Raw genomic sequence first — 20,679 nt, forward strand, 5'->3', positions numbered from 1 at the left:
TAACCTCCTAAAATAGCTAATGAAAGCGTTATCTTACCAGCTGAATTATAGGTTAGATAGTTGAGCATGCCAAACAATTACCCTTCATTGAATAAAAAAAACGTGGTGAAAGTATCAATGTGGGGGCAAGATTTGTTATAATAGCGTGTGAATTTTAAAAAACGGGGAAATTATAAATGGCCATTATTCAGGTTGAACATTTAAATTATCAATATAGTAATAGTGATACCAAAGCCATTGATGACGTCAGCTTTGAGATTCAGGCTGGCGACTGGGTGGCCATTGTTGGCCATAACGGTAGTGGTAAGAGTACACTGGCCAAACTGTTAATTGGGTTAATGGCTGCCGATTCCGGTAAGATCACCATTGATGGTCAAGAATTGACGCCTGACAGTGTTTGGCAAATCAGGGAAAAAGTGGGCATGGTTTTCCAAAACCCCGATAATCAATTTGTGGGTGCTACCGTGGCTGACGACGTGGCGTTTGGTATGGAAAACCGTGCCGTTGATCGTGATACGATGGTGGCTAAAGTTGACCAGGCCTTAAAACAAGTCGGTATGTCTGCCTATAAGGACCGCGAACCGGCGAACCTTTCTGGTGGTCAAAAACAGCGGGTGGCATTGGCCGGCATCATCGCGATTGCACCTAAGATCCTGATCTTGGATGAAGCCACTAGCATGCTGGATCCCCGTGGCCGGCAGGAAATTTTAGCCGTGATTCAGCAGCTAAAAACGGACCTTAATTTAACGGTTCTTTCCATCACCCATGATATTGACGAAGCGGCCAACGCGGATCGGCTGGTTGTGATCGATGACGGGCGCTTCGTGGAAGAAGCGACGCCTGATAACGTCTTTAATCATGGTCAGCAGCTGATTGACATGGGTCTTGACGTTCCGTTGTCCGAAAAGCTCAAAGACGCATTACAGAAACGGCATATTGCTGTGCCGCAATCTTATTTAGATGAAAGGGGCTTAATCGATTGGCTACGGACATCACGTTTGAACAAGTAAATTATTGGTATCAAGCTGGGACGCCCTTTGCGGTCCAAGCCCTTAAGAATATTGACCTGCAAATTACGCCGGGCTCTTTTACGGCGGTGATTGGGCAGACTGGTAGCGGTAAGTCCACGCTGATTCAGCACTTAAATGCGTTATTGAAGCCGTCTTCTGGGACGGTTAAAATTGGCGACAGAATAATCAATAGTGAAACGAAAAATAAACGTTTAAAACCGCTTCGAAAAAAGGTCGGTATCGTGTTTCAATTTCCGGAAAACCAGTTATTTGAAGAAACGGTGATCAAAGACATTGCATTTGGCCCGCAGAATTTCGGTGTTTCGGAGGCGGATGCGCTAGTCCTGGCAAAACGGATGGCAGGCGAAGTGGGCCTTGACGAGGCACTTTTAAAGCGGTCACCGTTTGATCTGTCTGGCGGTCAAATGCGACGGGCTGCCATCGCCGGTGTCTTGGCGCTAGAGCCGGAGGTACTGGTATTAGACGAGCCCACAGCGGGGCTGGATCCCCGTGGCCGGTTAGAGATCATGCAACTGGTGACCCGGCTGCGTCAAGAACAGAACCTGACGATCGTGCTCATTACCCACCAGATGGATGATGTGGCAAATTACGCGAACCAGGTGGTCGTAATGGGTCATGGTGAACTCATTAAGCAGGGAACACCTAGGGAGATCTTTAGTGACCCTAAGTGGCTGGAAAACCATCAGTTAGGCCTGCCGTCCGCAACTAAAATGGCCTATGAACTGCAGCAGTCTGGTTTTTCCTTTAAGACCATGCCGCTGACCGTTGAGGAATTAGCTGATCAGTTGACGCCGCAGTTATCCGAGGGGGCGATCAGCCATGAATAAAGTCATGTTTGGCCGCTTCATTCCCGGACACTCCTGGGTTCACCGGCTGGATCCCCGGGCAAAGTTGGTCCTGAGTTTCTTATACATTGCCGTGGTGTTCTTCGCTAATAATTTTTGGACGTACCTGATTATGACGGTGCTGCTGTTAGCTTCAGTAGCGGCTTCTGCAATTCCGCTAAGGGTCTATATTCGGGGGCTAATGCCTTTATTTTGGCTGATGATCTTTACCGTTTTGATCCAAGTATTCTTCGGTGCTGGCGGTCACGTTTATTGGCAGTGGGGCTGGTTAGTGGTGAGTCAAGATGGTCTGAACAGTGCCGGGTTAATTTTAATGCGGTTTGTGCTGATCATCTTGATTTCGACGATTTTGACGTTCACTACTGAACCGCTTGAAATTGCGGATGGCATCGAATCGCTGTTAAGTCCACTGCGCAAGTTTCATTTTCCGGTGGCAACGCTGGCCTTGATGCTGTCTTTGGCGTTGCGGTTTGTGCCTACGTTAATGGACGAAGCTGAAAAGATCATGAATGCCCAGCGTTCCCGTGGGGTTGATTTTGGCGCCGGTGGCCTGCGACAGCGGATCAAGACGATCGTGCCGATTTTAATTCCGCTGTTTGTGAACGCGTTTAACCGGGCAATCGAAATCTCCACCGCCATGGAAGCCAGGGGCTATCAAGACGGTGAGGGCCGGACCAAATACCGGCAGTTAAAATGGCACCGCTTGGATACCGTATCGTTGGTGATCTACGTGGTGAGTTTAAGTGCCGTAATTGGATTACGTTATTTTAGTTGAGAGGATAAATTCTGTTGAGATATAAAATTATATTGGCCTATGACGGCACCAACTTTGCCGGCTTTCAGCGCCAGCCCCACATGCGGACGATTGAAAGCGAACTGACGCGGGTCGTTAACAAGATGGCGAAAAATCCCACGCCAGCCATTGTGATCTATGGGTCTGGCCGGACGGATGCCGGCGTTCACGCTTTAGGGCAGGTAGTTCACTTTGACATGCCCTTTAACCTGACGGCAGAAAGCATGCGTAAGGGCTTAAATAGCATGTTGCCTGTCGATATGGAGGTCTTACACGTTGACATCGTTAGCGAGGACTTTCATGCCCGCTATGACGTTTCTGGCAAGCGTTACCTGTACCGGATGGACTTAGGCGAGTTCCGGAATCCATTTAAGCGCAACTACACGGGCCACTGGAAATTTCCGGTGGACGTTGACCGAATCAATCAGGCGGCTAAAGACCTGATCGGTGAACACGACTTCACGAGCTTTGTGGCCTCGGGTTCCTCAGCCCGGACGAACTACCGGACGATCTACGAAGCTGGCTGCCATTTAGACCGGCCCAATAATGAACTGGTATTTGAATTTTACGGTAACGGGTTTCTCTATAACCAGGTACGCATCATGGTGGGGGTGCTGGTTGAAATCGGTTCTGGTACCCGGCCAGTGGACGATATTTTAAATCTGTACCGGATCAATGACCGTCGTGCTGCTAGGCGGACGGTACCGGCTAGCGGGTTATATCTCAAGCACGTTTATTATGAGGGAGATGACCCCGAACATCCCACTAAATTACCTAAGCGTCAGCGGTAAGCGGGCGCTGGTTAGTTAGGCGGGCAACCATCAGTTTTATGATTCAGAAAGAAAACAAATCCGGAAAACCCTTGACTTAAGGGGCAGAAATTTGTACTATGTTAGTTGGTATTGTTTGCCCCACGATAGGCCCCGGAAACTTGTTATTGGATGTCAAACAAACACTGAAATTGGAGGAAATTAATCGTGCGTACAACATATATGGCTAAACCAGGTGACGTGGATCGCAAGTGGTACGTGGTTGATGCAACTGATGTTCCCTTGGGACGTCTTGCTTCAGCTGTCGCTAACATCTTACGTGGAAAGAATAAGCCAACGTTCACCCCAAATGTAGATACTGGTGATCACGTTATTGTGATCAATGCTTCGAAAGTTGCTTTAACGGGTAAGAAGGCTTCACGGAAGATCTATTACCATCATACGAGCCACCCAGGCGGTTTAAAGCAACGCACTGCTGGTGATTTTCGTGCAAATGACCCAGAAAAATTGATTGAAACTTCTGTCAAGGGTATGCTTCCTCATACTTCATTAGGTCACAATATCGGCTTGAAGCTTCACGTTTACGCTGGCGACCAACATGACAATGCTGCTCAAAAGCCTGAAGTTTTGGATATCACTAACCTAATTTAAGGAGGAAATCAAATTGGCTCAAGTACAATATCGCGGCACTGGCCGTCGTAAAGATTCAGTCGCTCGTGTTCGTTTAGTACCAGGTACTGGTAAGATCACTATGAACGACAAAGCAATCGAAGAATACATTCCATTCGCTAACTTGCGTGAAGTGGTTGTTCAACCATTTAACGTTACTGAAACCTTAGGTAACTACGATGTTTTAGTAAACGTTAATGGTGGTGGCTTCTCAGGTCAAGCTGGCGCTACTCGTCACGGTATCGCCCGTGCATTGCTCGAAGTCGACCCCGATTTTCGTGGTCCCCTTAAGCGTGCCGGTTTATTAACTCGTGATGCACGTATGAAAGAACGTAAGAAGCCAGGTCTTAAAAAGGCCCGTAAGGCTGGTCAATTCTCAAAGCGTTAATATCAATTGGTATATGCGTTCAAAGCAGTTTTTCCCGTTTGGGAAGAGCTGCTTTTTTTGTGGGTTGTGGTACCAAAAAGGCTAGTTTCAAGTCCTACTGGAGGATTTGAAACTAGCCTTTTTAAGTTGTATAAGAAATGTCCTCAGATGTTATTGGTGAGCAGGGTACTTTTCAGCATAATCTTGCGGTGTCAGGTAAACGTGATGATCGTTAAAGACTTCCTGCGCGATAGTCATGATTCGTGGTGGCAAAAGGCCGGCCTTTTTAACGGGTTCTGGGCAAGAAAAGAAGTTGGTGGGTGTTCCTTCGAAAACAACGTTACCAGCTGCTAGAGCGACCATCTTAGAGAACGTAGCGGCTGCCCAGTCCATGTCGTGGGTGATGGCAATCACTTGATGACCCGTCTGAGCCAGGTACTGCATCAGGTCAGTCACTAAGCGTTGGCTAGGCCAGTCAAGTGACATCATGGGTTCATCAAACAGGTAGATCTGCGGGTTAATTGCGAGTACCGTGGCGATGGTCAGCAACTTTTTTTCTGGTAGTGAGAGATCAAAGGGGTTCTGGTCTTTGAGCTTGGTTAATCCGACTGAAGCCAATGCCTTTTTAACGGTAGCTTGAACCAGCTCTGCATCTGATTCAAGCTGCGATAGACTCCAGGCAACCTCTTTTTCAACGGTCGGGTTAAATAATTGCGAACTGGGATCCTGAAAAACGATGCCAATTGTGCGTAGACGTTCTTCAGGGGTTAAAGTCGCTAAATTTCGTTGATTAATTTTAACCGCGCCCTTTTGCGGCTGAACGAGGCCGGTGAGGAGTTTAAACAGGGTAGACTTACCGGCACCGTTTTGCCCCACGATAGCGACCAATGAATCAGCAATTGACAGTTGATCAATTGCAAGCTGGAAATCGCTGGTTGGATACTGATAGTGTAAATTGCTAATTTGAATGGTTGACATTCACACACCTCCGAAGCTGATTGAAATTCACTGGGAAAAGCGTTGGTTTAGTGGCTAATGGCCAGTTCATCAAACTCGCCAGTTGGTAAATCGTAGGCGTTGCTACCTGCCATTTTGGGCTGAGGTGGTTCATCACTTGCAGCGGTGTGCCATGACTAACGAGGTGGCCCTTTTCTAGTACCCACAGCTCATCAGCTATTTCACACAGTTCATCAATTTCGTTTGAAACAATCACAATTGTGGTATGGGTAACGGTTTTGAGCCAATTGAAAAAGTCACTTCGCCCTTGCGGATCCATTTCACTGGTTGGATCATCTAAAATCAGTACAGTGGGGCGCGTGACGATGGCCGTGGCAATGGCTAATCGCTGAAGCTGACCGCCTGATAGAGAATCGGGGGATTGCTGCAACTGTGCGGTTAGCTGTAATTGTGCGGCGACTGCCGCCACGCGTTGCTGAATGGCGGTCTCTTCAACGCCATGGTTTAAGAGATCAAAGGCGATTTCATCGGCGACCGTGTCAGCTAAGCCGCTTAATTGGCTGTGGGGATCCTGCAGGACAAAGCCGGTTTGCTGGTTATAAGCTGGCCAGTCTTGAACGGGGGATTGGTCGCCAAGCTGACAGCTACCCACTAGATTGCCGGCAATAATGTGCGGAACGATCCCAGCCAGGACGCGACAGAGGGTAGTCTTACCAGCATGGTGGTTCCCAATAATACCGATAATGTGATCGAGCGGTACGGAGACGGTGAGGTCGTTTAACACTGGGACGCGGTCATGTTGATAAGTGAAACTGAGTTGGTTTATAGAAAGTTTTTGATAATTTGCCATAACTTACACCCGATTAGAATAATGATCATTAGCACTAAGAAATAATGGCTAAGTTTTGTTTTAAAGTAGTGATACATCGGTGCTGCAATCGTCCGTTCGGGACTGTTGAAGCCACGTAACTGCAGGGTAATTGAGCGGTTGATCGACTGATCAAAGGTTTTGATGATGAGTGGGATCATGATCGGCAACAGGGATCGCAGTTTTTGAATCAGCGTTTTTTGGGGATTAATTCCCCGAGCCTTTTCAGCAAACTGAATCTTTTTTAAATTTTGCTGAATCTGCGGCAGAATATAGCAGACCGACATGAGTAAGTAGACCTGATTATAGGGCATTCCCACCGACTCAAGGTATGTCGCATTTTCCGAGACGGTAGTCGTATTCATGAAAAAACCAATTGAAAAGATGATGATCAGTATCCGGGCGCCCATGGTGAGGGCGTAAAGTACGCCTTCTTGGTAAAAGGTGATTGACAGAATGGTGACCAGCGGATGCGCATTTTGGCTATTAAACAGGCCTTGGATGAGGATCATCGTGGCAATTAAAAAAAGGCTGAATGATACCGCGTGCAGTGTGGCTACAGAAAGTCGCGACAGGAGCAGGAGTATCAGTGAAATCAAAACTAAGCCGGCTTCAAAATATAAGTCAGTGAGCTGAAATGACAGCAGGGTCAAAAATAGTGCCAGTAACAGTTTGGTCACGGGATCGACGACGTTATACCAATGTAAGCGAGCGACTTTTTGCAGCCGATTATGCCGAATATCCATTACTGATTATCCTTGAAATAGTTGATCATCCGTTGCGGCAATTGACGATAAATTAAAAATGCCAGGTAGGCCACAGCGAATTTGTCCAACAGATCCAAAACGAATTCATCAGTGAACGAGGCCAGCCAGATGTTGATGTGATTACCGATCATCGTGGCAAAGATCGCGTCGCCCCAGGCAACCCCAGTTTGGCCGCCCCAGAAGATCACGTTTAGCGGGGTGGAAATAATGGTTGAAACTAACGCAATGATGATTGCTGAAACAAAGACCCGCTTAGCGTTTTGAAACCAGCCGCGGTGAAATAAAATTCCCACAGCGATACCAATACCAATACTGGTGATGGCATAAACCGTTGAAACTGGCGACAGGGTGAGCCCGTAGATCACGTTGTTAATAAAACCGCTGATGGCCCCGGCTGTCGGTCCTGCCAGCATACTAGCCAAGAAAGTGCCCAACGAACCTAACCACAGCGGTAATTTGAGCCCTTCTGCCAGCGCTTTAGCAATGTAGTTGATGCCTACCGCAGCTGGTATGAGCGTTGTTGTTGCAACCGTGAGATGAATTTTCCAAGTGCTGAACCGACTGTCTTGATCATTAATATTCTTTGCCTTCATACGTGCTCTCCTCTACATAATCCCAAACAGTGACAACTATTTTAAATAAAAGTATAAAAAACTTATATGCTGTGGAAATAAAAGCACTTTTTACTTTTATTTATTGCTAATAAATCTAAGCTATTTTAATGATAATGTCAAGTAAACTAAAGCCAGCGTATTTAGTAGCTTTTTTAGACGGGGGACTTTAATGCGCCTCTAGTAGCTGTTTCAAGGTTTAGACTGACTATTTCAACGCGCTGAAGACGGATGAATTAAAAATTATCACAGAAAAAACTTACAGGATTTTAAAGTAATGTGGTCAATAAAGGTTATCTAACGTTATAATTAAATTATTCATGTATTCATTCAGGAGGGATCTTTTTGACTTTACAAACGTTTCCGGGAGATTTAGCCCAAAGCTTTTCGATTATTCACCGCGCTTTTCAACGGGATACTCAGCCAATCTACAAAGCACTTAATTTAAACGTCACCAACGCATACATATTACTGTTGCTGGAGCAGCAGGGGGCACACAGCCAAAACGAACTAGCCAAAAAATTAGTGATCAATAAAGGCCAAATTACCCGGGAAATTAAACGGTTATCTGAACTGGGTTACGTGTCACAGACCCAGTCGATTGATAATCGAACGACGAACGTGATCAAAATTACGGCAGCTGGCAGTCAGGTCGTCCCTAAAATCGTGGAAATTCGGAATAAGTGGTGGCAGCAGCGGCTTGATCGCAGTCATCTCGATGTGGACGCCCCGTTTGCTGAAACGCTGCAAACGATTATGAAAGAGTTGATTCAGCGCAGTAAATAGCGTTTTAATTGAGCGTCTAAAATTAAAAAACAAGCGTACCAGTCGTTTATTTGACTGGTACGCTTGTTTTTGAGATTAAAGGATACGATTATGAAGCGGATTTTTCAGCCTTAAGAGCTGCTAACCGTGCATACTTTGCTTTTTCAAGTTGCTGGGCCCAAATATTAAGGCCACCGGCAATCAGCATTAAGATGAGTGACACGACCATGATGTTATGCAGACCATTGTGCAGGATCACGCGCATTTGCGGAATCAGCTTGGCGGGCAATGAGCCGACACTGGAAGCATCGCTCAATTTGTTCATCATTTTCATGGTGATCTGACCACCTGACTGAGCAACGCCGTGTCGCAGGGCACTGTTCATGATGAGCCCAAAGATTGAAGCCATAAACGTTTGGCTGAGCATTCGAATCAGAAAACTAAACGAGGTGGCAACCGGAACATCTTTAGGATTAGCGTCTTGCTGTACCTTGACTTGCAGCTCGTTGAAACAAGCGCCGTTACCAAAGCCTTCAAAAGCAGCGGCGACTAACAGGAGCCAGTAAGGCGCTTTCACGCCCATCATCACCATCAGCAAGAAGGAAATGACCAGGGTAAAGATACCAAGGGCAATGACCCGTTGCGGCGTAAGGACTCTGCGCAAGGGGGCGACTGAACCGGAACCAATGAAATCAGTAACTGAACTGGGAATTTGGGTCGCACCACCAATTAGAGCACTGGTACCCAGCAAAGCTTGGGCCCACATTGGACTGTAAATCAAGAAACCAAGGAAGGCTGCCCAAATAATCATAAACAAGATAAAATCAATGACTAACGCGCGGTCTTTGAATAACCGCCGTGGGATGATGGGATCTTCGACGTGGCCTTCAACGTGAAACAAGACACCCAGACAGATGGCAGCGAATACGACCACGGCAACCACGATCAGCGAGTTGACACTGCCAATCATTTCGATACCGGCAAGCAGGGCGATGAGGCCTACACTCATGAGACAGGCACCGGCATAATCCACCGCACTGTCCACCCGGTATTTAGGATTGGATTTATAATAAAGCTGTACTAAAATTGCTGAAATTAACCCAACTGGGACGTTTAAGAAGAAGACCCAGTGCCAGCTGAAGGTATCGACAATGTAGCCACCGACTAACGGGCCGATGATCGTTGCCATACTATAACTGGCGGAAACAAATCCCAGGACCTGCATCCGTTTACGGGGATTCTCATACAGGTGCGCGTAGATGATATAGGGCAAAGAAACCACTCCACCATTACCAATTCCGGCAATCGTTCTGGCGATAATCAGAAAAACGATATTGGGTGAAATTCCCTGGAGAAACGAACCGACCACGAAGAACATGGCCGCTAATTGGTAGGCTTGCTTGTTGCCAATGTGTTCGCCTAACTTGCTCCAAAGGGGGGTGCTGACGGCTGTTCCTAATAGGAAGACGGCAACGATCCACCCCATTAACTCGATTCCATGAAGGTCAGAAATGATGGCTGGTAACGCAGTGTTAATAATCGTGTTATCGAGACCACTCATGGCGTTTGAAAGTAATAATGCGAAAGTGACAATAAAAATGTTCCGTTTTGACACAGGAGAACCTTCTTTCGATAGAATTATGTGATATGTAGCATTAAGAATATATAAGTAGTTTTCAGTAATATCATAATCACTTGTTTATCTTACAACGAAACGTATAGCGATGGAAAGAAGCAATCTGAATGTAACCGTTATATCGGTCAAAATACTTGGCATTTACAACTTAAAATCAAACTTTGCGGTGTTGCATGAGTCACATATGAACGGTATTGTGAAATTAAATGGTTTAATTTGCAAGGAGGAAAATGGCAGATGAAATTAAGTTTATGGCGGTTTATGTTAGTCAGTTTAGCAGGGGTAAGCTTGATCAGCCTAGCGGGGTGCGGGCATTCAACGACTGCCAGTAAAGCCAATAAAGTGGCCTTTGTGACCACCGCTCAAAACGCTCAAAAACAGGTCTGGTACCGGTTGAATACCGCTGCACCGAAGTCTGACAGTCAGGTGAAAGACGTTTTGGTTCAGCAAAAGGGGCGGGTCACTGATTATCAAGTGAAGGATGTTTCCTTGCAATCGCTGAACCATCAGCGGGTCGATCAGGTCATCAGGTTAGCCAAGGCCAATGAGCGCCAAACATTTAACCAAACACTGGCAAGTAAGCAGGCCAATTATCGCGGTGAACTGGCAACGGACAAGTCTAACCAGAAAAATTCCGACCAATATACTTATAAAAAAGGTATTGCCCAAGCGAATTCGGAGGCGAAGCAAGACCAGAAACGTGCTGATCAGTTCAAGCAATCCACGCGGCATCTACACTTCGCTGCCACCAAGGCGTATCCAGTAACGGCTAAAATCAGTAAAAATAAGAGTGGTAAGCAAGTTATTGGGGAAACGGTCCAGATTAAGGCGCAAAAATGGCAGTATGGCACTGCCGCGAATGGGACGGTTAAGCAGACTCAATGGCAGACGTATTTTAAGTTAGATAGCCAAGACCTAATGGCTGCACCAGTGACGGTCAGTGGCACCAAGTACATTGGCTATTACGGCACTGCTAACGCGCTGGTGACTAAAACGACCAATGCCAAGGTCCAAGCTAACTTTGATATACCAACTACTCCAAACGTCAACTAAACGCAAAAAAACACGGCTGATAAACAGCCGTGTTAAATACGTTAACACATTAAATTCACGCGTCTGCGAAGGCTTTAGCAGTCCGCACCATGTTGGAAACAAAACCGTATTCGTTATCAAACCAAGTTGCCGTTTTAACCACTTGGAACTTACCGTTGGTCGTGACCTCGGTCAACGTTGGATCAAAGACGCCACCGTGGGTATCACCGATGATGTCTGAAGAAACAATGCTGTCCTCGTTCCAGCCAAATGACGGGTTGTCATCGGTGTAAGGTTTGATGGCAGCGTTGACCTGATCAGCGGTGACTTCACTGCCCAGTACCGAAACCAGTTCGCATACGGAACCATCAATGACCGCTACCCGTTCAGCATGGCCCTGTAAATGGCCGTCCAATTCTGGAATGACCAGGCCAATCGCTTTGGCGGCCCCGGTTGAATGCGGAATCGTGTTGGCGGATGCGGTCCGGTTAGGACGCAGTTTGCTGCTCTTCGGCCCATCCAAAATCATTTGTGAGCTGGTGAAGGCGTGGATCACCGTCATGGTTCCTACTTCTAGGCTAAATTCCTTGTTTAACGTATAGGCCATTGGGGCTAACGCGTTGGTGGTGCAGGAACCGGCAGAAATAATCGTATCGTCAGCAGTAATGGTATCTTCGTTAACGTTGTAGACAATCGTCTTGATTGGACCAGCTGGAGCGGAGATCAAAACTTTCTTGACGCCAGCGTCCAGGTGAGCCTGAGATTTTTCTTTTGAGGTGTAAAAACCGGTGCATTCCAGGACGAGTTCAACCCCGTTGTCCTTGACCCAAGGAATGTTTTTAGCATCCCGTTCGGCATAGACACGGTAGGTGTGACCATCAATCACCAATGAATCATCAGTAGCGGAGACATCATATGGCACCGTCCCATGGGTGGTATCGTATTTAAACAGATACGCTAACATGGACGGGGTAGTTAAATCATTAATAGCGGTAACTTCAATATCTGGATCATTGAGTTCAAGTACCCGACGTAAAATCAAACGACCAATCCGACCAAAACCGTTAATGCCTACTTTAACCATGATCAAATTCCTCCTTAGTCAGTCACCTAATGGTAACTTTGATGTTCATTATACGGTCATTAGTTAAATTAACAATTGAAATGACTTCAGGTATAGACCGGGGTGTGAGTGTTATTATTTTAGGTAGAAAGTAATTGACATCAACGCGGACCATGTTAAACTTTTGCTAGTGTGTACAACTGTAAACGGAGGGCTAAATCATGAGCGAATCAATACAAAATTCGGTTCAAGAAATTACACCATCAGAGTGGGAATTAATGCGGATTGTGTGGACCAAGGGTAAGATTTATTCTCGTGAACTGATTGATTTACTGCAGGAAAAACGGTCGTGGTCTGACTCGACGATTAAAACGCTTTTGCGGCGGCTAGTGAAAAAGGGGCTGCTAACGACCGAGAAAAAAGAACGGCGGTTTCTTTACACCGCAACGATCAGTGAAACGGCGGCCATGAACGGGTCAGCCGAGCAGTTATTTGATCATCTGTGTGCCATGAAGAAGGGGGCCACCTTGCTAAACCTAGTGGAACACGTGACCTTGACGCAAGATGACATTGCGCAGCTGCAAGCAGCGCTGAGTCGTAAAGCCAAAACGGCACCCAAACAGGTGGACTGTGATTGTTTACCAAACGATGAACAGTGTTAGCCAACTAAAAAATGAAGCTGTGCCAAAACTCGGTAGATTCCAGAATTTAACCCCAAAAATGCTTGTCCCGGCGAACTTTGTCGGGACAAGCATTTTTGGGGTTAAATGGCCGGAATCTGAGTTTTGGTACGCGATTAGACTATATTGAAGTATTGAATAAATAGACCCTTTCTTGCTATCTTCAGTTAAGAAGTCAGTTGAAATACTTACCAATAGCGACTTATGGCACAGCCTCATTTTTTAGTTAGATTAATAACTTCAGCAGTATACAGTTTGCCGGTATTTAAACTCACGTAGTTCAATCTGCTGGAGCTGCCGCCTAGCCAAGTTCTAAAAACGATGAACCGGCCGGAGTGGGTGACCTGACTGCTTCGAGTAGGATGCTGGTAGTCCCAGGTACCGCTACGGGCAGTGGCAGCATACAGCCAGACGCGGTTAACGTAGACCAGCTGGTGATTGACACGTCTTTTTTGATAGCGCAGGTGATAACGTTGGCGCATCTGATTAACCGTATACTTTGAAGCATACTGATGGCCGTCAATGGTCACGGTGTGTTTTAAACTGGCTGGCCTGGTCTGCACCGGTCCGAGGATACTGGCAATGAGATACTGGATGGTAGCCGAAAAAGAATGGCTTAATTGATTTTGAAACATTTTTATCCGCCTTCTATCTATAGTTCATTATAGGATAGAATCGGTTCAATGATTAAGCATTAAGCTTTTATGAAAAGCCAGTTGAAGCCAGACGGTACGTGGCCTGATTTGGTATAATATAAGCTAAATGAATCAGTTCTGGAATGGAGAAAATGGATGAGCAATCAAATGGTGTCTTATGAAGATGATTTTAAACGGGAATGGGGCGACTGCGTTCGCTTTATGAACCAACGGCAGTTAACCGATTATGTGGACTTAGATTCAACTAAAGTTGCGGTTCAGGCTTTTTTTAAATTAATGGCGCAAAAAGTTGGCATTCCCTTTTCAAATTGGAATGCCGGTAGCCTTCATTTTGGTCTTTACCGGTTCTTAAATAGTGCTTATCAAGAAGAAATGGATATTTTGCAAACGGCAGCGATTTATAATGATGTCACGTTTTTTCTAATGTTTGAGGCACGAACCAATCATATTCATATGGCCTATGATCAGCTGACGACGCTCATGCTGCCAGTCACCACGGAATATTTGCTGCCGTACGGTGCGGAGGAGTCGTTACCAGAATGGCAGCAGGCAACCAGTAATTCAATTCGTGATTACGTTAGCCAGTGGTGCGATGAATTTTTGGCTTCACCAGAGTGTGCGCCACTGTTAGAACAAGCGATGCCGACTGAATTGCAGCTCTACATCATGTTATTTGCCGATTCGCTCTATAATCAGCAGCGAAAAACCCTTAAGAATGCTGGCCTGAAAAACGTGGCTGCGTTACTGGCCGACTTCTTTCCGGGACTGCTTTTAAAGCAACCCGATTATCGCCTGATAGCCCCTACGTTAACGGCCTTCTTTAACTTTACCAAACGCGCCCAGTACATGCGCTCAGAACACGTGGACCGCATGAGCCGCGGACTTCAAAAAGGGGTTGCAGAAATGATGTCCAACCTTAAACAACACGACTGGTACGCGTTTCCTAAACGGCGTTATGCCGTCTTAGAACACCAGTATCAAAATGGCGGTGACAGTGACTGGGTCCGTGAACTCTTTCAGCAAACAACGCACTAATTAACACCAGTAACTAGTTTGTGAATTTACCAAAAAAGCCCTTTTTTCGGGTACATAGTGTAAAATAGAAATTAGCTTTAATAAGCATCATTCTGTTAATAGAGGAGATTCTAATCATGAAAGTACGTAAAGCCGTGATTCCGGCGGCTGGTCTTGGGACACGGTTCCTGCCAGCAACTAAAGCGCTTGCAAAGGAAATGCTGCCAATTGTCGATAAGCCAACCATTCAGTTCATTGTTGAAGAGGCTAAGGCCAGTGGCATTGAAGATATTCTAATTATTGAAGGCAAGGGAAAGCGGTCTATCGAAGACCATTTCGATTCCGCCCCCGAGTTGGAACAAAATTTAAAGCAAAAGGGTAAGACTAAGTTGCTGGAACTGGTTCAAGAAACCACTGCGGCAGTTGGCATGAACCTCTACTATATTCGCCAGCCATATCCTAATGGGTTAGGTGATGCCATTCGTTACGCCAAATCATTTATCGCGGGGGAACCTTTCGTGGTGATGCTTGGCGATGATCTAATGAACGATAAGGTGCCATTGACCAAACAATTAATTAATGAATACGAAAAGACACACGCATCAATTCTGGCCGTTAAAAAGGTTCCTCATGATAAGGTATCGGCTTACGGTGTGATTGATCCCCAAGATAAAGTAGATACTGACTTGTTTAACGTTAACCGGTTTGTTGAAAAGCCCTCCGTTGACGAAGCACCCAGTGATCTTGCCATTATTGGCCGGTACTTGCTGACTCCTGAAATTTTTGATATTTTGGCTAGTCAAAAGCCAGGTAAGGGTGGCGAAGTTCAGCTGACGGATGCGATTGATAAGTTAAACCAGACTCAGCGTGTATTTGCCCACGAATTTAAGGGCCAACGCTTTGATGTCGGCAACAAGTTCGGCTACGTTAAGACCAACGTTGAATATGGATTGATTCATCCGGAAATCAAGGATGAACTTCGCCAGTATATTTTAGACACGGCGGATCGGTTGCGTAAGGAAGATCAAACTAAGAAAAAATAACTGAACGGTTCAAAGAAAGGTCAACTCATGTGGAGCTGGCCTTTCTTTTTGGATTGACCACGCTAAATTATTTATCGCAGACGAGACATTATGTTATTATCATGTAAAACGCTTACAGGCAGGTGAAAGAGATGTATCTTGGAATCGATCTCGGTGGGACTAACATTAAAATTGGGTTATTAAATGCTGATCTGACCGTTCAGATGAAGTTAAAAGTACCGACTGAATCGGAAACGAACAGCCAGACGGTCATGGCCAACATGATTGCTGGCATCAAGCAGTTATTGGCTGAGACGCAAACGGATACCAGCCAGATAAAGGCGGTTGGCATTGGCGTTCCCGGACAAATGGACATTAAAAAGGGACTGTCGATCTTTTCGCCTAACTTTACGCACTGGGAAAACGTGCCGGTGGTGCAACTGATCGAAGCACAGTTTCATCTGCCAACCTACATTGATAACGATGTCCGGGTCAACCTATACGGCGAATGGCAACTAGGCGCTGGCCGTGGTAAGCAAAACGTTCTGATGGTGACATTAGGAACTGGTCTGGGCGCGGCAATTATTACTGATGGTCAGATGATGTACGGTAAATCAAACAGTGCCGGCGAACTGGGTCATTTGAATATGTATCGTCATGGCCGGCCATGCGCGTGCGGCAGTTCGGGCTGTCTGGGGCGTTACGTGTCTGCTCGGGGCATGGTCAAAACGGTTCAGGAACATTTAGCTGCTGGCGAAACCAGCGTGATCACTGAATGGACGCACAATGACCAGGCTCAGATCACCGCTAAAATGGTCTCGGAAGCTTATGATCAGCAAGACCAGTTAGCCCAAACGGTGATGCAGGAGACCGGTGAAATTTTAGGTTATGGGTTAGCATCAGCCATTAATCTGTATAATCCAGAACGGATCATTATCGGCGGCGGGATGGCAGCTGCCGGGGATCGGCTGTTGACTCCCGCTCGAGCAGTAATCGCTGGTCACGCATTGAAAGTTGCCCGGGAAGTGTGCGATATCGTTCCCGCTCAGCTGGGTGCCTGGGCTGGGATGATTGGTGCGGGCGTGTATGCTAAGCAACAGATTTGAAGGGGGCATATGATGAAAATTTTAGTAACGGGTGGTGCCGGTTTTATTGGCAGTAATTTTATCCGGTATCTCTTACGAAAACATCGAGAAGATAGCATCGTGAACTTAGATCTGCTCACCTATGCTGGTAATTTACATAACTTGGATGGTGTTTCAGATGATAGCCGTTATCATTTTGTGCAGGGCAACATTCGTAATCGTGAACTGGTTCGGCATTTGATCACTGAGTATGGCATTGAGACGATCGTTAATTTTGCCGCAGAATCTCACGTGGACCGGTCGATTGAAAATCCGGATACGTTCGTGACAACTAACGTGGAAGGAACGCTGGCATTATTGGACGTTGCCCAAGCGACTGAAATCACGAAATTGATTCAGATCTCAACGGATGAAGTCTATGGTTCGTTGGGCCAGACGGGGACTTTTATCGAAGAATCGCCCTTACAGCCTAATTCACCGTATTCAGCCAGTAAAGCTTCCGCGGATATGCTGGCGAGAGCGTACTTTGAAACTTATGGTCTAAACGTCTCGATTACGCGCAGCTCCAATAACTATGGGCCACGACAGCACCCTGAAAAATTGATTCCGCGGATGATCACCCGGGGGTTGGCAGGAGAAACCCTGCCCATTTATGGTGATGGCAAGAATGTGCGCGACTGGTTATACGTGCTGGATAATTGCCGGGCAATTCATTTGGTGATGCGCCATGGTCGCGCCGGTGAGGTTTATAATATCGGCGGTCATAACGAGCAATCAAATAATGAGATTGTGCGACTGATCTGCTCGGAACTGGGTATCAGCGAAGATCACATTGAATACGTTGCCGACCGGCTAGGGCATGATCGCCGGTATGCAGTGGATAGTTCCAAAATTGAACGTGAATTGGGGTGGCAGCCCGAAGCTGACTTTAAGACGGAGTTCGGACAGACGGTTGCTTACTATCGCAGTATCGTGTGATATTTTGTGAATATTTAAAAATAGCTATGAGTTAGCGGGTGGTGAATTCGCTGGCTCATAGCTATTTGATTTTTAGGACGTTTATAAGTTCTTATTTTAGCTGAAAATAAGTCAGTTCAGATTTTCAATTTTTGTGAAATTTCTAAAAAATAGATATAAGCTTAATCTTAGCTAAAGATAGCTTTCAAAAGTGTTTAGTAACGGGGAAAACAGCATATTCTTCTCTTTTTACATAAAAATTGATTATAAGAAGATTCTAATTCTAGGTTGACTTTATCAACCGTTAATGTAAATATGAAAAGGATTACAAGAAGTGTTGTAGTTCCATTTACAGGGGGGATTATCAATGTTAAACAGTAAAGATCAAACTATGCACTATAAAATGTATAAAGCTAAGAAGCGATGGCTGTTTGCTGGCCTGGGTGTTGTTATGATGTCAGGTGTTTTATTAACGAGTGGCGGTATAGTGGCGCATGCTGATGGTACACAAATGGCCACAACTGGTCAAATGCAAGGGACACCGGTTGCCAACACTAATGCAGCTACCAATAATCGTGGCAATTTAGCACCAACGCCAGTGCCTGCGCCAGCGGACCCGGTTTCACCAACAGACGCCTATCAAGCATACAAGGATGGTGGCTATAAAACTGCCCAAACTGCACTTGATAATACTCGAGCACAAGTGAAGACTGATGCACAAAACTATACGACACAAAAACAGGCATACCAAGCTAAACTTGATCAGTATCAAACCGATGTGAATAGTAAAGCGCCAAACTATCAAACGAGTGATCCGGCTACTCGGAATACACTCAATACTGAGTATACTGGTGTAAAATCCGATTATGACAATTTGGCGAGCGAGCAAACTCAACTTGCTGATACGGTAGGCGGCGCCAATTTAACAGCTAAGGCTGCCCAGGACAAATTTGATAGACTATATAATAATTTGCCGGCTAATGTGAAAAATGCGGGTGTTGAAGTTGCTGACTATAATGCCCAGACTACGGCGAAAGCAACTGAACAGGTTACTGGTGCCACAACAAAAGCTTATCAAACGGCTTTGAACAATCAAACTGGTAATTTAACAACTGTACTAAATGATGTAACCGGACCAAATGATGCAACTGGGCTTGCTACAAAAGAAACTGCTAAAATTTTAGTATCTACTGATAGTAACCAAGACGGTAGTGTTACTGCAACCTTGTATGGCAAAACCTATCCAGATAGAAATGGTGACAATAAGATAACTTATGAAGATGATATTTTACCTGTTATAAAGGCTAATTTACAATCAGATTTAAATCCTCAAAACAATCAAACTGATCTGAAAGGCTCATATGGCGAAATTGTGGCTTTATTTAACTATATGAAACAGGTAGCTGATACTGCGATTCCTTACCAGAATGCAGATGGTACCCAAGGCCGAATTGAATCAGCAAACGCTAATTCATTTTCTAACGTTTTAAATCCTAATGGTTCCAACATGGCTCGCAACTTTGGCTCGGACTATGCAACTAGCTTATTAACGAGTATTGAGGATACAAAGGCTACGCTACAAGCGGCACTTAAAAAGATTGATGATGAAACTGGAAATACGTTTGACGAGGCAGCATTTAACAAAACATTTGATGACAAGTTGAAAGCTGAATCGATTGACATCTACACCAATCAGACCAACGACATGATTCAAATTGCTCAGAATCTGTTGACCGCTTTTAAGGCAGCCTCTGGCGATACAATATGGAAAAATTCAAAGGCCTACACTAGTCCTAATACGTTGGTAGGTACATTGACGACAGCTATTACGGCTGCTCAGAAAAATAGTACTGAAGGGCTTGCAGTATTAAAGAACTTGGCGCCATCAGATAATTTCTTATCAACGGCATATTCAAAGGGTGATAAAGATCATGGCTTTACCCAAACAATTAACAGTATCTGGACAGATTTATATGGCACAATCGATTGGTTTGGTACAACCATATCTCCTTTAATGAAAACTGATGTGACAAAAGCCTATCTTGACGATTCCAATAAACCAGCCACTGCAAAAGATGCAGCCGGCAATGTGATTTATTCGCCTGATTTTATTAAGGCACATGATACGGTCTTTAACGCAGCCACAACATTAACCAATTCAGTGACAAAATTGATGCAGCAATCAGCCGTCATTTCAAATGATTATGGCAAGGTACTGAACCAGCTGTTAACCATTACGGATGATTATGATTATTTGACAAAATCAACGCTTCAGCCGATTTCTAACAAAGGTTTTTCAGATCAATTAACCGCGCCAAAACCGGTTCAGATACTTGCAGTTCAATCAACCACTCCGGATAGCGCCAATCAATATCAAGTCCAGTATGTGACTACAACTGGTCAATCTGTCGGCACGGGGACTTTTGTTGGTAATCCAGGGGATAAAGTCAATGCTAAGGTCCCTGATGGCTATGTTCTTGTCCCTGGTGAACCAGGTGATCAGACTGTTGATAATGGTAAAACAGTGACGTTCAAAGTAGTTCCTAACTCAGGAACCGGTGAAAAAACCACACCTGATAAAGGTCAAGCAACCGTTGTACCAGGTGATGATAATGATGGCCAACCTGCTGAACGTAACGCAGTTGGTCCAGATATCAGTCAAGACACTAATATTACCGGTAACAACGATCAAGATGGCAAGCCTAGCCAAACGACTTCAGAAGGACAGACTGCTAAAACGGATCAGACTACTAATAGTGGGGCAAACGGAACAGCAATTCGAGCCGGTCAAGCCGTTAATGGTGGTACAACAACTCAAGCAGGCCGAGCTGTTAGTGAAGGCACTGCAACCCAGAATGGCCAAGTTGTTAATGACAAAACAGCAACTCAAGCCAGTCAGGCAGCATCAGTTATTGAAACTGGCGTTAAGGCTAGTGGTCAAAAAGCAACAATTACCCAAAGTAAGTTACCACAAACTAATGAGACAAATGAAAGTGCAGCAGCCGGGCTTGGTGTACTGGGATTGATCACGATGTTATTGAGTGCGCTGGGACTGAAGCAGCGGAAACGTAATTAGTCGGTTTAACTAAAT

The 20,679-nt window shown here is 45.5% G+C and carries 21 protein-coding genes; 14 read left to right on the top strand and 7 right to left on the bottom strand.

Annotated elements, in window-relative coordinates; translation table 11 throughout:
- Positions 1-176 precede the first annotated feature (176 nt).
- The 6 genes from CES79_RS01585 to rpsI all read left to right on the top strand — a co-directional run bounded on the left by CES79_RS01585 (position 177) and on the right by rpsI (position 4,496).
- Positions 177-1,010 (top strand): energy-coupling factor ABC transporter ATP-binding protein, encoded by an 834-nt coding sequence (locus tag CES79_RS01585; protein ID WP_054653975.1) that lies wholly within the window; start codon positions 177-179, stop codon positions 1,008-1,010.
- A complete protein-coding gene (locus CES79_RS01590) occupies positions 980-1,858 on the top strand; it encodes an energy-coupling factor ABC transporter ATP-binding protein (RefSeq protein WP_089136102.1) in 879 nt (292 codons plus the stop codon). Before CES79_RS01585 ends, CES79_RS01590 begins: the two co-directional genes overlap by 31 nt.
- Positions 1,851-2,651: an energy-coupling factor transporter transmembrane component T family protein gene (locus CES79_RS01595; protein WP_089136103.1), complete on the top strand. Its 801-nt coding sequence runs from the start codon at positions 1,851-1,853 to the stop codon at positions 2,649-2,651. The genes CES79_RS01590 and CES79_RS01595 overlap by 8 nt, the downstream gene beginning before the upstream one ends.
- Before the next feature lie 11 nt (positions 2,652-2,662).
- Positions 2,663-3,460, top strand: coding sequence for a tRNA pseudouridine(38-40) synthase TruA (gene truA / locus CES79_RS01600; protein ID WP_054653977.1), 798 nt, complete (start codon positions 2,663-2,665; stop codon positions 3,458-3,460).
- A gap of 186 nt (positions 3,461-3,646) precedes the next feature.
- Positions 3,647-4,090, top strand: a complete 444-nt coding sequence (gene rplM, locus CES79_RS01605; RefSeq protein WP_054653979.1) for a 50S ribosomal protein L13 — start codon at positions 3,647-3,649, stop codon at positions 4,088-4,090.
- A gap of 13 nt (positions 4,091-4,103) precedes the next feature.
- Positions 4,104-4,496 (top strand): 30S ribosomal protein S9, encoded by a 393-nt coding sequence (rpsI, locus tag CES79_RS01610; protein ID WP_054653981.1) that lies wholly within the window; start codon positions 4,104-4,106, stop codon positions 4,494-4,496.
- A gap of 150 nt (positions 4,497-4,646) precedes the next feature.
- Here rpsI and CES79_RS01615 read toward each other — a convergent pair whose 3' ends face one another.
- From CES79_RS01615 to CES79_RS01630, 4 genes are read right to left on the bottom strand one after another with little or no spacing between them, the layout of a single operon-like run.
- Positions 4,647-5,453 (bottom strand): energy-coupling factor ABC transporter ATP-binding protein, encoded by an 807-nt coding sequence (locus CES79_RS01615; protein WP_089136104.1) that lies wholly within the window; start codon positions 5,451-5,453, stop codon positions 4,647-4,649.
- A complete protein-coding gene (locus CES79_RS01620) occupies positions 5,434-6,282 on the bottom strand; it encodes an ABC transporter ATP-binding protein (RefSeq protein WP_054653983.1) in 849 nt (282 codons plus the stop codon). Before CES79_RS01620 ends, CES79_RS01615 begins: the two co-directional genes overlap by 20 nt.
- Complete coding sequence (locus tag CES79_RS01625) at positions 6,255-7,046, bottom strand: energy-coupling factor transporter transmembrane component T (RefSeq protein ID WP_089136105.1); 792 nt, start codon at positions 7,044-7,046, stop codon at positions 6,255-6,257. Before CES79_RS01625 ends, CES79_RS01620 begins: the two co-directional genes overlap by 28 nt.
- On the bottom strand, positions 7,046-7,660 hold the full coding sequence (locus CES79_RS01630) for an ECF transporter S component (protein ID WP_054653985.1): 615 nt from the start codon (positions 7,658-7,660) through the stop codon (positions 7,046-7,048). The genes CES79_RS01625 and CES79_RS01630 overlap by 1 nt, the downstream gene beginning before the upstream one ends.
- Positions 7,661-8,023: 363 nt before the next feature.
- Between CES79_RS01630 and CES79_RS01635 the strand changes: the two genes are divergently transcribed.
- The gene (locus CES79_RS01635) at positions 8,024-8,464 is read left to right on the top strand and encodes a MarR family winged helix-turn-helix transcriptional regulator (protein WP_089136106.1); all 441 of its coding nucleotides are present in this window, start codon (positions 8,024-8,026) and stop codon (positions 8,462-8,464) included.
- An 88-nt stretch (positions 8,465-8,552) separates the two neighbouring features.
- Here the strand turns inward: CES79_RS01635 and CES79_RS01640 are convergent, their stop codons facing one another.
- Positions 8,553-10,058 (bottom strand): MFS transporter, encoded by a 1,506-nt coding sequence (locus tag CES79_RS01640; RefSeq protein ID WP_089136107.1) that lies wholly within the window; start codon positions 10,056-10,058, stop codon positions 8,553-8,555.
- A gap of 258 nt (positions 10,059-10,316) precedes the next feature.
- On the opposite strand from CES79_RS01640, the gene CES79_RS01645 reads away from it, so the two are divergent.
- Positions 10,317-11,132, top strand: a complete 816-nt coding sequence (locus tag CES79_RS01645; RefSeq protein WP_089136108.1) for a hypothetical protein — start codon at positions 10,317-10,319, stop codon at positions 11,130-11,132.
- Positions 11,133-11,187: 55 nt separating this feature from the next.
- Here the strand turns inward: CES79_RS01645 and gap are convergent, their stop codons facing one another.
- Positions 11,188-12,198 carry a type I glyceraldehyde-3-phosphate dehydrogenase gene (gene gap / locus CES79_RS01650; protein ID WP_170173499.1) on the bottom strand — a complete coding sequence of 337 codons (1,011 nt, stop codon included), beginning with the start codon at positions 12,196-12,198 and terminating at the stop codon, positions 11,188-11,190.
- A gap of 197 nt (positions 12,199-12,395) precedes the next feature.
- Here gap and CES79_RS01655 point away from each other — a divergent pair, with 197 nt between their 5' ends.
- A complete protein-coding gene (locus CES79_RS01655; protein WP_089136109.1) occupies positions 12,396-12,836 on the top strand; it encodes a CopY/TcrY family copper transport repressor in 441 nt (146 codons plus the stop codon).
- A gap of 233 nt (positions 12,837-13,069) precedes the next feature.
- Here the strand turns inward: CES79_RS01655 and CES79_RS01660 are convergent, their stop codons facing one another.
- A complete protein-coding gene (locus CES79_RS01660; RefSeq protein ID WP_089136110.1) occupies positions 13,070-13,489 on the bottom strand; it encodes a hypothetical protein in 420 nt (139 codons plus the stop codon).
- Positions 13,490-13,645: 156 nt separating this feature from the next.
- Between CES79_RS01660 and CES79_RS01665 the strand changes: the two genes are divergently transcribed.
- The 5 genes from CES79_RS01665 (at position 13,646) to CES79_RS01685 (ending at position 20,664) form a co-directional block, all read left to right on the top strand.
- Positions 13,646-14,545 (top strand): hypothetical protein, encoded by a 900-nt coding sequence (locus CES79_RS01665; RefSeq protein ID WP_089136111.1) that lies wholly within the window; start codon positions 13,646-13,648, stop codon positions 14,543-14,545.
- 116 nt (positions 14,546-14,661) lie between these two features.
- Positions 14,662-15,567, top strand: a complete 906-nt coding sequence (gene galU, locus CES79_RS01670) for a UTP--glucose-1-phosphate uridylyltransferase GalU (RefSeq protein ID WP_089136112.1) — start codon at positions 14,662-14,664, stop codon at positions 15,565-15,567.
- A 131-nt stretch (positions 15,568-15,698) separates the two neighbouring features.
- A complete protein-coding gene (locus CES79_RS01675; protein ID WP_225362276.1) occupies positions 15,699-16,652 on the top strand; it encodes an ROK family protein in 954 nt (317 codons plus the stop codon).
- A 12-nt stretch (positions 16,653-16,664) separates the two neighbouring features.
- A complete protein-coding gene (gene rfbB, locus CES79_RS01680; RefSeq protein ID WP_054654001.1) occupies positions 16,665-17,609 on the top strand; it encodes a dTDP-glucose 4,6-dehydratase in 945 nt (314 codons plus the stop codon).
- 346 nt (positions 17,610-17,955) lie between these two features.
- Positions 17,956-20,664: a KxYKxGKxW signal peptide domain-containing protein gene (locus CES79_RS01685; RefSeq protein WP_089136113.1), complete on the top strand. Its 2,709-nt coding sequence runs from the start codon at positions 17,956-17,958 to the stop codon at positions 20,662-20,664.
- The last annotated feature ends 15 nt before the right edge of the window (positions 20,665-20,679 follow it).

Source organism: Secundilactobacillus silagei JCM 19001 (genome assembly GCF_002217945.1).
Lineage (GTDB): Bacteria > Bacillota > Bacilli > Lactobacillales > Lactobacillaceae > Secundilactobacillus > Secundilactobacillus silagei.

Bases quoted from the DNA above. Each gene is read 5' to 3' on its own strand.
- CES79_RS01615 (WP_089136104.1), bottom strand. From the start codon at position 5,453: ATGTCAACCATTCAAATTAGCAATTTACACTATCAGTATCCAACCAGC.
- CES79_RS01595 (WP_089136103.1), top strand. From the start codon at position 1,851: ATGAATAAAGTCATGTTTGGCCGCTTCATTCCCGGACACTCCTGGGTT.
- CES79_RS01685 (WP_089136113.1), top strand. From the start codon at position 17,956: ATGTTAAACAGTAAAGATCAAACTATGCACTATAAAATGTATAAAGCT.
- CES79_RS01660 (WP_089136110.1), bottom strand. From the start codon at position 13,489: ATGTTTCAAAATCAATTAAGCCATTCTTTTTCGGCTACCATCCAGTAT.
- CES79_RS01665 (WP_089136111.1), top strand. From the start codon at position 13,646: ATGAGCAATCAAATGGTGTCTTATGAAGATGATTTTAAACGGGAATGG.
- CES79_RS01655 (WP_089136109.1), top strand. From the start codon at position 12,396: ATGAGCGAATCAATACAAAATTCGGTTCAAGAAATTACACCATCAGAG.
- CES79_RS01620 (WP_054653983.1), bottom strand. From the start codon at position 6,282: ATGGCAAATTATCAAAAACTTTCTATAAACCAACTCAGTTTCACTTAT.
- CES79_RS01675 (WP_225362276.1), top strand. From the start codon at position 15,699: ATGTATCTTGGAATCGATCTCGGTGGGACTAACATTAAAATTGGGTTA.
- CES79_RS01645 (WP_089136108.1), top strand. From the start codon at position 10,317: ATGAAATTAAGTTTATGGCGGTTTATGTTAGTCAGTTTAGCAGGGGTA.
- CES79_RS01625 (WP_089136105.1), bottom strand. From the start codon at position 7,046: ATGGATATTCGGCATAATCGGCTGCAAAAAGTCGCTCGCTTACATTGG.
- CES79_RS01585 (WP_054653975.1), top strand. From the start codon at position 177: ATGGCCATTATTCAGGTTGAACATTTAAATTATCAATATAGTAATAGT.
- rfbB (WP_054654001.1), top strand. From the start codon at position 16,665: ATGAAAATTTTAGTAACGGGTGGTGCCGGTTTTATTGGCAGTAATTTT.
- CES79_RS01630 (WP_054653985.1), bottom strand. From the start codon at position 7,660: ATGAAGGCAAAGAATATTAATGATCAAGACAGTCGGTTCAGCACTTGG.
- galU (WP_089136112.1), top strand. From the start codon at position 14,662: ATGAAAGTACGTAAAGCCGTGATTCCGGCGGCTGGTCTTGGGACACGG.